Raw genomic sequence first — 13,250 nt, 5'->3', positions numbered from 1 at the left:
TAGATTGTCCCCTCGATGGACTTAACTTATTGTTTATAACGCCGCTTAATTTGATCAACAGGAGGAATGATGAACAAGGAAATAATTGCCTGGCTTCTTAAAGGTGATGTATCGATTCAATATCAAACTAACAGGGATATATTAGGTTTCAACAAACCCGGTCTCCGGAAAAAAATTGAGTCCGAAGGCTGGGGAATGAAATTCCTTTCCCGCCGACAACGTAACGGTCATTGGGGCAGAGGATTCTATCAACCTAAATGGACGTCAACCCATTATACGTTACTCGACCTAAAAAACCTGGGCATCCCTCCCAAGAACAAGGCGATCAGAGAAACGCTTAAAATCATTTTCAAAAATCAAAAAGCAGTGGATGGGGGAATAAACCCGATCGGTACTGTTCAAAAAAGCGATGTTTGTATCAACGGAATGGTATTAAACTATTCGTCCTATTTTCAGGTAAGACAAGAGGACCTGATGTCTGTTGTTGATTTTCTGTTATCAGAACAAATGAGTGATGGCGGATTTAATTGCCAGTCCAACCGAAAGGGAGCTGTTCATAGTTCTTTACATTCTACCCTGTCAGTTCTGGAGGGAATTCTTGAATATGAAAATAATGGTTACCACTACAGAATAAAAGAATTGAGAAAGGCAAAACTTGAATCCGAAGAATTTATCCTAATGCACAAACTATTTCGCTCCGACCGAACGGGAGAAATAATCAATGCTAATTTCCTGAAGCTATATTATCCCTGCCGGTGGTACTATGATATACTCAAGGCCATGGACTACTTTCATTTTGCTAAAAGAAACTATGACGATAGAATGCAGGAGGCGCTAAACATAATCGTGAATAAAAGAATGTCATCCGGCCAATGGAAAGTAGCCGCAATGCATCCCGGGCAGACCCACTTTGAGATGGAAAAAGCTGGTAAGCCCAGCCGCTGGAATACGCTTAGGGCTTTGAGAGTTTTGCGCCATTTCGAGATGCAAACAGGTGATTAACCACCTATTCTCTTCAACAAAACGATCTTACACTCTTGTTCAAGATCACCTCTTCTGGAATGTCACTTCGATGCAGCGAGTTACGTTAACTCACTGCCTCCCCTTTATTCGCCTTTCAGATAAATATTTTCGCGCCCCAAAGGGCACAAACGACTAATGGACGCCGCCTCAATTAAACGACTTCCGATACTCCATCGGCGTCACTCCCGTCTTTCGCTTAAAGAGCTTATTGAACGACTGCGGCTGACCAAAGCCAAGCTGATACGCCACCTCTGCAACGGTAAGATTACCAACACTCAGCATTTCCTTCGCCTTCTCGATAACCTTGCTATGGATATGCTGCTGCGTGTTCTGCCCCGTCACCGACCGTAACATATCGCCCAGGTAATGCGGCGAGACATGTAACGAGTCAGCGATCTGCTGCACGGTAGGCAGCCCTTCGCGTAGTTGCTCGCTGGCGAAATAGTCTGATAAGATCTTCTCCATGCGAGCAATTAAGTCATTATTGACCACCCGTTGTGTAATGAACTGTCGGTTGTAAAAGCGATTACTCACTGCAAGCAGCTGCTCTATCTGCGTGATGAGTATATCCTGACTAAAAGCATCAATATTGTTATTGAGTTCTTCCTGTATACTATTGAACAAGGCCTCAACCACTTTCTTCTCCTTCGCCGAAAGGAACAACGCCTCGCTTGTCGAATAATGAAAAAAACCGTATTGCTGGATCGTGTTCATCAACGGATATTTTCTCAGAAAGTCCGGATGGAAGAATAACGAATAACCTTCATAGGCCTCTTTAGTATCGGATGTGAAAACAATCTGACGCGGTGCTATAAAGGCCAACCCTCCGTCTTCAAAATCATAATGACTCTGTCCGTATTTTATCTTCCCGGAGAAGCTTGTTTTGAACGACACTTTGTAAAAATCCAACGAAATACGATCACCGGGTGTGCCGATCTGCACATTTTCGGAATTGTACTGCATAATGGAAATAAGCGGATGCGCCGGACTGGGCTGCTTCAAATACCGCATAAGCTCAGCGATACTTTTGAAAGCGTATAATGTCGAGTTATCCATGGTGAAATAATTGAGGCAAGCATTCGCACCCATTATAGTACAAATGCCCGCTGTGTGATCTTCTAATTCTGAACCGACGGTCGGATCGTGATATCGCCAATTTCCACCTCCGCGGGCTGGCCTATGGCAAACGAGACTGCATTCGCGATACTTTCCGGTGATAGTGCCATCGTATCCATCAACGCCTGGATGCTGTCTCTTGTTTTCGACTCCTGGATACTCTGCGCAAGCTCCGTATTTACCACCCCGGGGGATATGCCCGTAATCCGGATCTTACCATCGGACTCCTGTCTAAAAGCCTCTGTTAACGTCCGCACCGCATTCTTCGTGGCGGCGTACACGCCCATCGTAGGCGATAGTTTAAGACCGGACGTGGAAATGATATTGACTATATGACCGGATTGCTGTTTTTGAAATACCGGGATCGCAGCAGCCATGCCATACAGCACGCCTTTTAGATTGATATCTATCATGGCCTCCCATCCTTCCACATCCACGGCGTCAATCCGCGAAAGCGGGGCCACGCCCGCATTGTTGACGATCACATCCAGTCGACCAAAATGGTCACACGACTGTTTCACTAAATTCAAGAGGTCCGCGCGAGAACGCACATCGGTTACAACATACATCGCCTCGCCACCCGCCGACTGAATCTCCGCGACAACTCCCTCCAGTTGTTCTGCCCGCCGGGCACCCAACACCACTTTAGCACCCTGTTTTGCCAGTACCAGCGCAATCGCCTTTCCAATACCACTGCTGGCACCCGCGACTGCCACCACTTTTCCTGTTAGTTTCGTTTCCATCTTCTACTTTTATTCAAAAGTAGCGGAACGCTAAAAAACCGTCAGTGTCTTAAATGGAGCATGTCGTGGCCGAAACGGAGCAAAAATCACTGCTTCAAAATCCTGTCCCAATTCTCCAGGATATAACTAATATTCAACCGTACCCGGGGCACCTTGTCGGTTTCACCATACTGCTGCAGCACGCGGCTCATCGCATCAACCGTGTCGGGGTCTGACAACCGCGGTGGATTCTCCCGTAAAAAAGGCACGCTGTTTTGTGTCTTCGAAGTAACGGCACAGTTAGCCAACGCATCCAGCGCAACAAGACTCAACGGCCTCCCACCCTCCAGCCATCGTTTCGCCGTCGCCCAGTCAAACTGAGAAGCCGCCGCCAGGTAGCCCCACGAGCTCGATATATTCGACACACGCCCGATGTGCCCCTCGATCCAGGACAAGGTTGATTTCGATTGGAAGTGCATTAGCCCCATCATCGTCTCCACAAACCTGCTCGATTGCTCCACCTGCGAAACCTGCTGACTGTATAGCGCGAAGCCCACGTCCGACGGTAAACATGTCGCCATCGGCTTGGCATAGAGGGGAAAATTATCGTGCGTTCTTTCCCCCCAGTGCCAGAGCATCCACGCCTCCGCATGCTTCCCACAAGTCAATGCGCCCAGCAGACAGATCCGTTCTGTCAGGCCCACATTCAACGTGAGCCGCTCATCCAGCTCGCGAAGAACTTCCTTCCACTCAAATCGTTTCATCGCTGCCACCACTTCGTCCGACACCTGCCATTCCACGATGGCATAGTCGACAATCGACGACAGGTCACGAAGCTCCGCTAATACTGGGAAGGCTAAAGCAGGATCGAACACGACTTCATTTTCAGGAGCGCTGGCTGTGCCATTCTCATCGTAAAAGTCATCATGCAACAGAAACGTCATGCCGTGCCGGGAAACCAGATTAAAATATTCCCGCGGGCGCAACGACATGTTCACCAGCCTGTCGTGACAAGCTGTACAGACTTTATACGGGTAAGCAGGGTTATCACAATCATCAATGACCTCAACGGAATTCTTTCTACAAGACTGACAAATGTCCATACTAAAAATATATGCTCAAGGGTATGACCAAATCGTTATTTGATACCGCCCACGTTTTCACCTAACATGTCGGCGAACGAACTGGGGGAGTGAACTAAAACTCAATCACAGCCCTCGTTTCCTTTCCCGAAACAATGTCTTTTATAACGCCCGCAATAGCCTCGGGTTTAATCCACTTGGAGACGTCGGCATTCGGCATAAAGCCGCGGTTCGTCTCCGTGTCGATGGTCCCTGGAAGCAAAATATGAGAAGTTACGCCAGACGCCTTCTCTGATTCGTTGATCAACGTCGAAAAATTATACAACAGCTGCTTCGACAGAGAATACGCCAGCATGTTACCCGCGCCTTTAAAATCCATCGCCGCCTTGGAGCCTACAAAAATAAGCTTGCCACCGCCAACGGTCTTATAATACGCAATCAGCTCCTGGGCCGTGTTGAACGCCGTCGCAAAATTCACCTGGATCATGGACTGAATATCCTCCATCGACGTCTTGGCCAGATTGCCCGCCGCAAAGCCTCCCGCCAGAAAAACACCCGCCCGGATGTTCTTACCAACGTTGATAACGTTCTGCACAAAGGCCCCGGCCTGTGCACTGTCCGTTAACTCCGTCGGGTAATACGATACATTTCCACCACCCGCAGCATCCTTTCGTACGGCAAGGTGTACGTGATAGCCTCCATCAGCCAAAACCTTTACGACTGTTTGACCCAGATTACCGGTACCCCCGGTCAGCAGAATATTTTCCATACCTCAAATATACAATCTCTCCCGACAAATCACGCGCTCCTCCACCTGCAACGACTCTGCCGGCAGCGCCAACGCTTATCACTTCTCCCGGATCTTCTTCTTATGATTTCTCCCCCATTTGATCATGGCATTGAGCACCTCGTGCAGAGATTTTGAATAAGCCGTGGCCGAGTACTCCACCGTGATCGGTTTCGTGTTACATACCTTCCGGCTGATCAGCTTGTTTTGCTCTAACTCATTCAGCTCCTTCGAAAGGATCCGGGCCGAGATACCCATGAGCTTTACCAGCTCCCCAAAGCGCTTGGTGCCGAACCTGACAAGAATGGAAAGGATCATCATCTTCCACTTTCCACCCACTACATACAAGGTATCCTGTACAGCAAAGTGAGCATCGTCGCATTCGGTTTTTGCGTGTTTTACCATGGTAACCTTTTTGTAACTAGTAACCTATTTGTAACAGGTAACAAAGTTAGCAAGCCTCCCGCTAGTTTCGCATTCATAATTCGTAAAAAATATATGAGTGCATTTAAAAACTAAAGTAACGGTATGAGCTCCAAAGTAAAAAACATAACAGGCTGGATCGTGTCTGGCACCATGGCACTCGCGCTGGCGGGTTCTGCACTGGATAAGATCATTTTATCACAGCACGCCATACAGATGGGAACATCGTTCGGGCTCTCCCCGGAAACCTATCGCATAGTGGGCATCATCGAGATACTCTCTGCTATATTGTTTGTCATTCCCCGAACCGCCGTTCTCGGACTCCTCTTGCTTTCATCGTACCTGGGCGGCGCCATCACGACACATTTACTACATAACCAGGGCATCCTGTTTCCGGCAATACTGGAAAGCTTGATATGGATCGGCGCATGCCTGCGGTTGCCGGAACTAACGAAACGTATTATTTACGCAGGCACATCCGGTACAGCCGCCGGGCTATAACCAAACTGTTTCTTAAAGGCGTACGAGAAATGCGACAAATTCTCGAAGCCCGCATCCATAAAGATCTCGGTCGGCTTTCGCTTTCTGACCGAGATCTGATAATGCGCGTGCTGCAAACGCTTTTGCGTAAGCCACCGGCCGGGAGTCATCTTAAACACTTTTTGAAAGTCCTTTTTGAAGGTCGTCAGACTGCGACCCGTCAGGTATCCAAACTTCGCCAGCGGCAAATTATACATAAAGTTCTGCTCCATATACTCCACCAGGTCGACTTTACCGGGTTCATGAAACGAGCTGAGCAAATGCTTAACCTCCGGGTTGCATGCGTCCAGCACCGTCAGACATTCGGTTATTTTGATATCCGTTAAATTCTCGGGCAGCTCATCCTGCAACTCGAAATATGGCAGCAACGAATGAAAAACACTCTTCAATAAAGGATGTGGACCAAGGGCCAGGTGTCCCCTCCATTTTCCTTCCATCGGGTTCTCTACCTGCGACGCAAAGAATTTTCGCAGAAGCTCATGCGGGAACATAATCGACAACGAACGAAACGGCTCATCGTTGGCGGGCAGCTTGGTTAACCGCCCCAATTGATTGCGCGGAATAAGGAGCGTTGTACCCGGACCAAACTCATGTGCCTGGTTTGCATAAGCAATCTCCAGCGTACCCGTGAATATATACACCAGTGCATGCTGGTCAAGAATCAACTCCTTGCTATAGTGACGCTCGCGTTTACACGAAATAAACATGCGACCCTTCACCGCCCTGCCCGATGCCCCCGGATACTCCATACCGTAAAGTTAACAAATTCCTATTTCACCAATCCCAGCCGGAGTAAGCTCTCACCCGTGGCAATGACAGCGTCACGCGTACTGCGCGGTTGCCAGTGCAACAGGCGGCCGGCCTTTTCGTGACTTGCTTCTTTTTCCATGCCGAGGTGTGGCACGATGAGTCGCACCTTGGGATTGAACAACGCAATGAACCGGATAAGCCAGCTCGGCAGCTCTTTCAGCGGTACTTTCCGGGCAGCACTCCCCAACCCCTCACGTAACATCCGGGCTATCGCTAACATCGATACGGAGTCCCCCGCCACCGCCAGAAAACGTTGACCGTTCGCCGCGGGACTAGTCATCGCCAGTATATGCAGTTCGGCAACATCACGCACATCAACATACCCAAAGCGAATTTTAGGCAATCCTTTCGTCGCGCCGTTCAGCATGCTATGGATCATCCGGATAGAGTGAGAATAATCAGGCCCTAACACCGGACCCAATACAGCCACTGGATTTATCACGGCCAATTCAAGCCCCTTGCCTTCGCCAGCTATATAGTCCCACGCCGCCCGCTCCGACAGCGTCTTTGATTTTTGGTAGGCCGGAATACCCGCATTCACATCAGACCAGTCCTCTTCCGTATAAGGCTCTTTCTTGTTTGTACCCATGCCGACAGCACCGAACGCTGACGTGAGCACAACCCGCTGCACACCCGCAGCCTTCGCAGCCTGCAATACGTACCGCACACCGTTCACCGCAGGCACGACAAACTCATCGTCCGTCGTTGCATCCGGATGCGGCGTAGGCGACGCCGGATGGATAACATACCTGCATCCTTCCACAGCAGTACGCCAACTGTGCGCATGCGACAGGTCTGCCTGGACAAACGACAGCGCATCAAAATTCGTGATACCCGCCGTCGCCAACATCGCCTTAACCTCTGGTATACGGTCGAGCGAACGCAAGGAAGTCTTCACCCGGAATCCCCGTTGCAAAAGCACTATAATACAATAGCTGGCAATAAAACCTGATCCACCAGTGACCAGGACTTGATCCGATTGATTCATATCATGTATTAATTTCTGGATCAAAGGTAGGACGACCCGCGTCGGAGGAGTTTGTTAAAAAGACGCTATTACTTTGCTGGAAAGGCGCAGCAATTGGATTTTAGCGCCTGATTTCGGACTTTGATCACCCGATCCCAAACGTTTATGCCCCACATCATCGACTACACCGACACCTACGCCTCCGACTTCAAAAATATCAACGTGGAGTGGCTCGAAAAATATAACCTACTCGAAGACCACGACCTCCAAATGCTCGATGACCCACGCGGCACGATCATCAATAGCGGCGGCGTAATCTACCTCGCCGAAGACAACGGCAGTATTATCGGCAGCGCCGCCCTCATCCACGAGCACGACGGCATCTACGAGCTCGCCAAAATGACTGTCGTACCTACCTGGCGCGGCAAAGGCATCAGCAAACTACTCCTCGAAAAATGTATCGACACAGCCCGCACGTTGGGCGCTAAAAAGATAGTACTCTTCTCCAACGACCAGCTCCAAACAGCAATCGCTTTATACCAGCAATACGGATTCAAGCACATCGCCGTAACGGACAGCCCCTTTACTACAGCCAATGTAAAGATGGAGCTAGTTTGGTAAGTGGCCTCTTAAACAAAGAAAATCACGTCTTCTAAACAAAGTCCGACGGTGTAACTCCCGCTAGTTTTGTTCCATAAAACAGAAACACCATGGAACAAGCAACAAAAAGCAACTACTCCGGAGCCCCGCAACACCCTATAGGATCAGGCTTTACCGCCGAATCCACCGCCGACGATGTATTAAAAGGTATCGACCTGACCGGCAAAGTCGCCATTGTTACCGGCGGCTATGCCGGACTGGGCCTGGAAACCGTGCGGGCATTGTCCGCCGCCGGCGCTACCGTGGTCGCGCCGGCACGCGACCGTAAAAAAGCCGAAGCAAACCTGAAGGGTATAAAAAACGTGACCATCGAAACGATGAACCTGATGGACCCCGCTACCATCGATGCCTTTGCTACAAAATTCTTAGCAACACACAAAGCCTTGCACATCCTGGTGAATAACGCCGGCATCATGTGGGTGCCCCTGCGACGCGATGCAGCCGGCAACGAGTCACAGTTGTCCACCAATCACTTCGGCCACTTTCGACTGACCGCACGACTTTGGCCAGCCCTTAAAAATGCAAAGGGCGCCCGCGTAGTGAATGTATCTTCGTGGGGACATCACCGGTCTGATTTCAATTTCGAAGACCCGAACTTTGAGAACCGCGCGTACGATTCCTTTGAAGGCTATGGACAATCCAAGACCGCCAACATCCTATTCACCATAGCGCTTGATGAGCGCGGTAAACAATATGGTGTACGCTCCTACACCCTACACCCAGGCAGCATCGTAGACACGGACCTGAAACGGGAAGTCGAGCCCGAGATGCTTATCCAACTCGGTGTACACGACAAAGATGGCAACACTATCCACGACGCTACCCGCGGCATGAAGACCATCGCGCAAGGCGCTTCCACGCAAGTGTGGTGTGCCACCAGTCCGGCCTTGCAAGACTTCGGCGGCGTGTACTGCGAAGACAATGAAGTAGCGGTCATCGATACAACCTACCAGGGTTGGCGGCCCGAAAACGGATCGCTGCGCGGCGTGATGGCCTACAGCCTTGACCAGGAGCATGCCCAACAGCTTTGGACACTGACCGAGCGCATGACCGGTGTGACATTTGATGTCACCAAATAGTACACTCTTTACAAGGACGGCAGCGGGAATCTCTGGCTGTCCGTCTTTGTTTAGCTTTGTATTACAATCCGCTCGTTATGGCTGAACAGCAACAGAACCAATTCGTCGAGATCGTTTTCTCCTGCGTTGACGACAAATTCTACAAAGACGAGATCATACTCGGTCACCACTCCCTGGCACGCGTCATCAGCGGCGAGATGAAAATCATCCAGGCCGACAGCACTTTTTTGCTCGGACCTGGCAGCACGTTTTTATATCCGCGTAACCAGCCCGCCACCGTCATTAAGTATCCGAAAGACGGACAGCGCTTTCAGAGTGTGTCCATGAAGCTCACGCACGAGCGACTAAAAGATTTTTATACCCGCAACCCGTTTCAAACACCGCTACCACGCACCGACAAGATCCGGCACTTTGAAGAGCATCCGTTGCTGATTAGCTTCTTTGCCTCGCTCATGCCATACTTCGATATGGCCCATGCGTTGCCACCGAAAATGGCCGACGTAAAACTGGAAGAAGCTATCACCATTCTGCGTAGCATAGACCCCGACATCGACGGCCTACTCGCCGACTTCCAAGAACCCGGCAAAATCAACCTGGCCGAGTTCATGGAAAAGAACTATCGCTTTAACCTCACACTCGAAAAGTTTAGCTACCTCAGCGGCCGTAGCCTGACCACCTTTAAACGGGATTTCAAGAAAATCTTCGATACCACACCGCAAAGGTGGCTCACCCACAAAAGGCTGCAACTGGCCCACTACCAGCTCTCCGAGAAGCAGCGCCGGCCGGTAGAAGTATATTTTGAAGCCGGTTTTGAAGATCTTTCCCATTTCTCTTTCGCATTTAAAAAGCAATTCGGCTATTCGCCTAACAGCCTGATCAAGAGAAACCATCAGCCTACGCCCTAGCCATTTGCTGCATGGCAAATCATGCCATTTTGATTTCTGCTCATCAAGGCTTACTATAGCTGCATGAAGACAGTTCCCACACTCTATGAATGGGCCGGCGGCATGCCCGTATTCGAAAAGCTCATGGAATCATTTTACGACAAGGTGTTGCAAGACCCCTTGTTGGAACCCGTCTTTAAACACATGTCTCCCGACCACCGCGTCCACGTGGCCCATTTCGTTGCCGAAGTTTTCGGCGGACCCAAGTTCTATAGCACCGCCGAAGGCAGCCACTTCAAAATGATCCAGAAACACATCGGCAAGCACCTCACCGAAGCCCATCGCAAACAATGGGTAAAACTGCTGGTCGAAACTGCCGATACCCTAGCCCTCCCCGACGACCCCGAATTCCGCTCCGCCTTCATGGCCTACCTGGAATGGGGCACGCGCTTAGCGGTCATAAACTCAAACCTCGAAGAGTCACCCATCGATGCCAATGAGCCGATGCCCGCCTGGGGCTGGGGCGTCCCCGGCGGACCATATATCGCACCGTAAAGTAATTATATAGTTATAGTGACTTCCCTGGCGCAAGTCTTCCGACCGAAGGGAGGGCGTTCCGATAGCTATCGGAATGTGCCTGCCCTGATGCCAGTCTTCAGACTGGCGTAGTGAATTAGTGAATTCACACCACACCCCCCTACCACCAACAACGAATCACCATCTTCTCGACAGAACAGCTCGCCACATCTCCCCCCCTCAGCAACCTCCTTTATAACCGCGTTGCGCTTAATAAGAAGGTCCCGCATATACCTTTCCAGAAACAATTTATTCGCCATCACTCCGAGTATTCCCGCCGGCGACTCAAATTCAAATCTATCCTTCATGATTGTATCATCGCCCGAGCTTTCAAAGGCGTGATCATGGCAGATCATCTTAAAAGCCCCTTTCACCATCTCGTCGCGAAAATAAATCGGATACTCATACCCCGTAATTTTAGACGTCAACGTCTGCGTAACACCAAAATGCCGCGCACGCCAGGTTACATACTGCCCCATACCGATCAAACCTGATGTTACACCATCGACAACCTCTTCTTCTGTACCGTCTGTCGAAAGCTTATGCAAATCAATACTGCGCGCCAAATCAAAACACCGCTCGATGGGTGCATGGATAACCGTCGTTAATTCAATCAGTGGCATTCTACCAGAATATACGAAAAAGAAAATCCCGGGTTATCAAAGTTTCAATAAATATTGAAACTTTAAGCTAATCTTATTCGTGTACTAGAGCAAACGCCGAAACCATGACCGAATCACTTCTCGTAAAACTGATCTTTTGGGCTGGAATCGGCCATTTCATCCTGTGCCTCAGCAGCCTGTTCGTTCCCAAGGCACTGCAGTGGCGTGAACATTTAAAGAACCTGCAGCCCCTGCTGCGACAAATGTTTTGGACCTATGCTGGCTATATCCTGGTCATCAACTTCTGTTTCGGGATTGTCTCGGTAGGGGGAGGAAATGAATTAGTAGGACATTCCTTCCTGGCCAAAAGTATGACCTTATTTATAGCACTGTATTGGCTCACCCGGATCGGGATTCAATTCCTGTACTTTGATCGATCACAAGCCCCGAAGGGATTTATATACACGCTGGGCGAGATCGGCCTGGTCAGCATGTTCGCCAGTTTCACGGTCATTTATTTCCTAGCATTCTTACACACACTTGCATGAACACACTCGTCATTTTCCTTTCGGTCTATATTCTCCTGCTGATCACCGTCGGCTATTACCTCCCATTTCTAAAGAAGAAATTCATAGCCCGGACGTTGGCCTGGACAATCGCATGCACCACCGTATGGTTCTCCTCCTTTATCACAACCGATCAGTCCGCCCTGTTGAGAATGGTTGTCATCGTATTCCTCCAGTTGTTATCCATGAAAGTCCTGGTTGTCGTAGAAACATACTCAGGCGAGAACCGCCTAAAAGTATTTCAGTGGCTGGCATTCGCCCTCGGCTGGTTCGGCATGCGAGCCGCTCCCTTCGAGCGGCTTCCCAGCATTACTCTACCCCACAGCAGACTTATAATAAAGGGAGTGATTCGTATCGCGATAGGGCTGATCCTATTATACCTCTCCGTGACTACGGAACACTTTGCCATCGCGACGACACTTTTTATTCCGCAGCTTCTGTTGCTGGTCGGAATCAGCATGATCCTGCATTTCGGTATCCTCAATTTATCCACGGCAGCCTGGCGTGCGCAAGGTGTCGATGTACAAGAGCTTTTCCGGTCACCCTATAAGTCTGCATCACTGCGCGAGTTCTGGGGCAAGCGTTGGAACATGGCCTTCTCGGAAATGACCGCACAGATAGCATACCGCCCCTTGAAGCAAACGATAAGTGCCGAGCAAGCCATGCTGCTCTCATTTCTACTCTCTGGATTGCTCCATGAAATAGCCATCTCACTTCCGGTAAATGCCGGCTACGGGCTCCCTATGCTTTATTTTGCATTACACGCTGCCGCCATGCTGGCCGAGGCAAAGTCAACCGGGTTACAACGCTTTTTAAAGCACCCTGTGTTTTCGCGTGTATGGGTAATGGGCCTGTTGATAGTACCCTTACCGTTGTTATTTCACCAGGCGTTCATACTTCACGTGCTCACACCACTGCGGCACCTGCTATTACCAGCTTAGGCCGCCTGGTATTGCTCCCGCGACTTCTGTATCTCCGGCATATTTTCGTTGGCCCAAACCACAAGACCTTGCAGCAAAGGCAATAAGCTCCGACCACGCTCCGTCAGCTCGTACTCAACACGCGGCGGCACTTGGGGATAAAGCGTACGCTTCACCAGGCCATCAGCGTCGAGCTTCTTGAGCGTAACCGTAAGCATCTTCTCCGACACCGTCTCCATCAGACGATGCAGCTCATTAAAACGCAGCGTCCCCGCATCACCCAAAATCAAAATCACCAGCGTCGACCACTTGTCGCCGAAGCGATCCAGCACATTCCGGACAGGACAATCGACCGTCTCCGAATATTTTTTCAAAATATTTTCCGTCATAACACCTTCATTATCAACAAGAGTTACCCGCAGGTAAGTGCCTGACGTGTGAGTAACTTCTTGTCCCCTCAAAATCAAGCACATACCTTTGACTTACCAAAAGT

At 49.9% G+C, this 13,250-nt stretch carries 17 protein-coding genes; 8 read left to right on the top strand and 9 right to left on the bottom strand.

Annotated features, from left to right (window positions below):
• Positions 1-66 precede the first annotated feature (66 nt).
• Positions 67-1,002 (top strand): hypothetical protein, encoded by a 936-nt coding sequence (locus K7P01_RS16480; RefSeq protein WP_267294965.1) that lies wholly within the window; start codon positions 67-69, stop codon positions 1,000-1,002.
• Positions 1,003-1,170: 168 nt separating this feature from the next.
• On the opposite strand, the gene K7P01_RS16475 is transcribed toward K7P01_RS16480, so the two are convergent.
• The 5 genes from K7P01_RS16475 to K7P01_RS16455 form a co-directional block, all read right to left on the bottom strand.
• Positions 1,171-2,034, bottom strand: a complete 864-nt coding sequence (locus K7P01_RS16475) for a helix-turn-helix domain-containing protein (RefSeq protein ID WP_267294963.1) — start codon at positions 2,032-2,034, stop codon at positions 1,171-1,173.
• Positions 2,035-2,141: 107 nt separating this feature from the next.
• Complete coding sequence (locus K7P01_RS16470; RefSeq protein WP_267294961.1) at positions 2,142-2,882, bottom strand: SDR family oxidoreductase; 741 nt, start codon at positions 2,880-2,882, stop codon at positions 2,142-2,144.
• 86 nt (positions 2,883-2,968) lie between these two features.
• Positions 2,969-3,805, bottom strand: a complete 837-nt coding sequence (locus K7P01_RS16465) for a hypothetical protein (RefSeq protein WP_267294959.1) — start codon at positions 3,803-3,805, stop codon at positions 2,969-2,971.
• A gap of 253 nt (positions 3,806-4,058) precedes the next feature.
• Positions 4,059-4,712, bottom strand: coding sequence for an SDR family NAD(P)-dependent oxidoreductase (locus K7P01_RS16460; protein WP_267294957.1), 654 nt, complete (start codon positions 4,710-4,712; stop codon positions 4,059-4,061).
• Between the two features lie 78 nt (positions 4,713-4,790).
• Positions 4,791-5,135 carry a winged helix-turn-helix transcriptional regulator gene (locus K7P01_RS16455; RefSeq protein ID WP_267294955.1) on the bottom strand — a complete coding sequence of 115 codons (345 nt, stop codon included), beginning with the start codon at positions 5,133-5,135 and terminating at the stop codon, positions 4,791-4,793.
• A gap of 123 nt (positions 5,136-5,258) precedes the next feature.
• Between K7P01_RS16455 and K7P01_RS16450 the strand changes: the two genes are divergently transcribed.
• Positions 5,259-5,654 (top strand): DoxX family protein, encoded by a 396-nt coding sequence (locus tag K7P01_RS16450; protein WP_267294953.1) that lies wholly within the window; start codon positions 5,259-5,261, stop codon positions 5,652-5,654.
• On the opposite strand, the gene K7P01_RS16445 is transcribed toward K7P01_RS16450, so the two are convergent.
• A complete protein-coding gene (locus tag K7P01_RS16445) occupies positions 5,618-6,442 on the bottom strand; it encodes a helix-turn-helix domain-containing protein (RefSeq protein ID WP_267294951.1) in 825 nt (274 codons plus the stop codon). The genes K7P01_RS16450 and K7P01_RS16445 overlap by 37 nt on opposite strands.
• A gap of 20 nt (positions 6,443-6,462) precedes the next feature.
• Positions 6,463-7,491, bottom strand: a complete 1,029-nt coding sequence (locus tag K7P01_RS16440) for an SDR family oxidoreductase (protein WP_267294949.1) — start codon at positions 7,489-7,491, stop codon at positions 6,463-6,465.
• A gap of 144 nt (positions 7,492-7,635) precedes the next feature.
• On the opposite strand from K7P01_RS16440, the gene K7P01_RS16435 reads away from it, so the two are divergent.
• The 4 genes from K7P01_RS16435 (at position 7,636) to K7P01_RS16420 (ending at position 10,648) form a co-directional block, all read left to right on the top strand.
• The gene (locus K7P01_RS16435; protein ID WP_267294947.1) at positions 7,636-8,091 is read left to right on the top strand and encodes a GNAT family N-acetyltransferase; all 456 of its coding nucleotides are present in this window, start codon (positions 7,636-7,638) and stop codon (positions 8,089-8,091) included.
• 89 nt (positions 8,092-8,180) lie between these two features.
• Positions 8,181-9,209 (top strand): SDR family NAD(P)-dependent oxidoreductase, encoded by a 1,029-nt coding sequence (locus tag K7P01_RS16430; protein ID WP_267294945.1) that lies wholly within the window; start codon positions 8,181-8,183, stop codon positions 9,207-9,209.
• 77 nt (positions 9,210-9,286) lie between these two features.
• Positions 9,287-10,114 (top strand): helix-turn-helix domain-containing protein, encoded by an 828-nt coding sequence (locus K7P01_RS16425; RefSeq protein ID WP_267294943.1) that lies wholly within the window; start codon positions 9,287-9,289, stop codon positions 10,112-10,114.
• Positions 10,115-10,177: 63 nt separating this feature from the next.
• A complete protein-coding gene (locus K7P01_RS16420) occupies positions 10,178-10,648 on the top strand; it encodes a group II truncated hemoglobin (protein WP_267294941.1) in 471 nt (156 codons plus the stop codon).
• Between the two features lie 68 nt (positions 10,649-10,716).
• Here the strand turns inward: K7P01_RS16420 and K7P01_RS16415 are convergent, their stop codons facing one another.
• Positions 10,717-11,292 (bottom strand): SRPBCC family protein, encoded by a 576-nt coding sequence (locus tag K7P01_RS16415; RefSeq protein ID WP_267294939.1) that lies wholly within the window; start codon positions 11,290-11,292, stop codon positions 10,717-10,719.
• Between the two features lie 104 nt (positions 11,293-11,396).
• Between K7P01_RS16415 and K7P01_RS16410 the strand changes: the two genes are divergently transcribed.
• Both K7P01_RS16410 and K7P01_RS16405 read left to right on the top strand, forming a co-directional pair.
• Positions 11,397-11,819, top strand: a complete 423-nt coding sequence (locus K7P01_RS16410) for a hypothetical protein (RefSeq protein ID WP_267294937.1) — start codon at positions 11,397-11,399, stop codon at positions 11,817-11,819.
• On the top strand, positions 11,816-12,778 hold the full coding sequence (locus K7P01_RS16405; protein ID WP_267294935.1) for a membrane bound O-acyl transferase family-domain-containing protein: 963 nt from the start codon (positions 11,816-11,818) through the stop codon (positions 12,776-12,778). The genes K7P01_RS16410 and K7P01_RS16405 overlap by 4 nt, the downstream gene beginning before the upstream one ends.
• Here the strand turns inward: K7P01_RS16405 and K7P01_RS16400 are convergent.
• Complete coding sequence (locus K7P01_RS16400) at positions 12,775-13,146, bottom strand: winged helix-turn-helix transcriptional regulator (RefSeq protein WP_267294933.1); 372 nt, start codon at positions 13,144-13,146, stop codon at positions 12,775-12,777. The genes K7P01_RS16405 and K7P01_RS16400 overlap by 4 nt on opposite strands.
• Positions 13,147-13,250: the final 104 nt, after the last annotated feature.

The organism is Parachryseolinea silvisoli (genome assembly GCF_021190955.1).
Lineage (GTDB): Bacteria > Bacteroidota > Bacteroidia > Cytophagales > Cyclobacteriaceae > Ohtaekwangia > Ohtaekwangia silvisoli.
The sequence above is the reverse complement of the archived record's forward strand: the minus strand, read 5'-3'. Positions and strand labels throughout refer to the sequence as shown.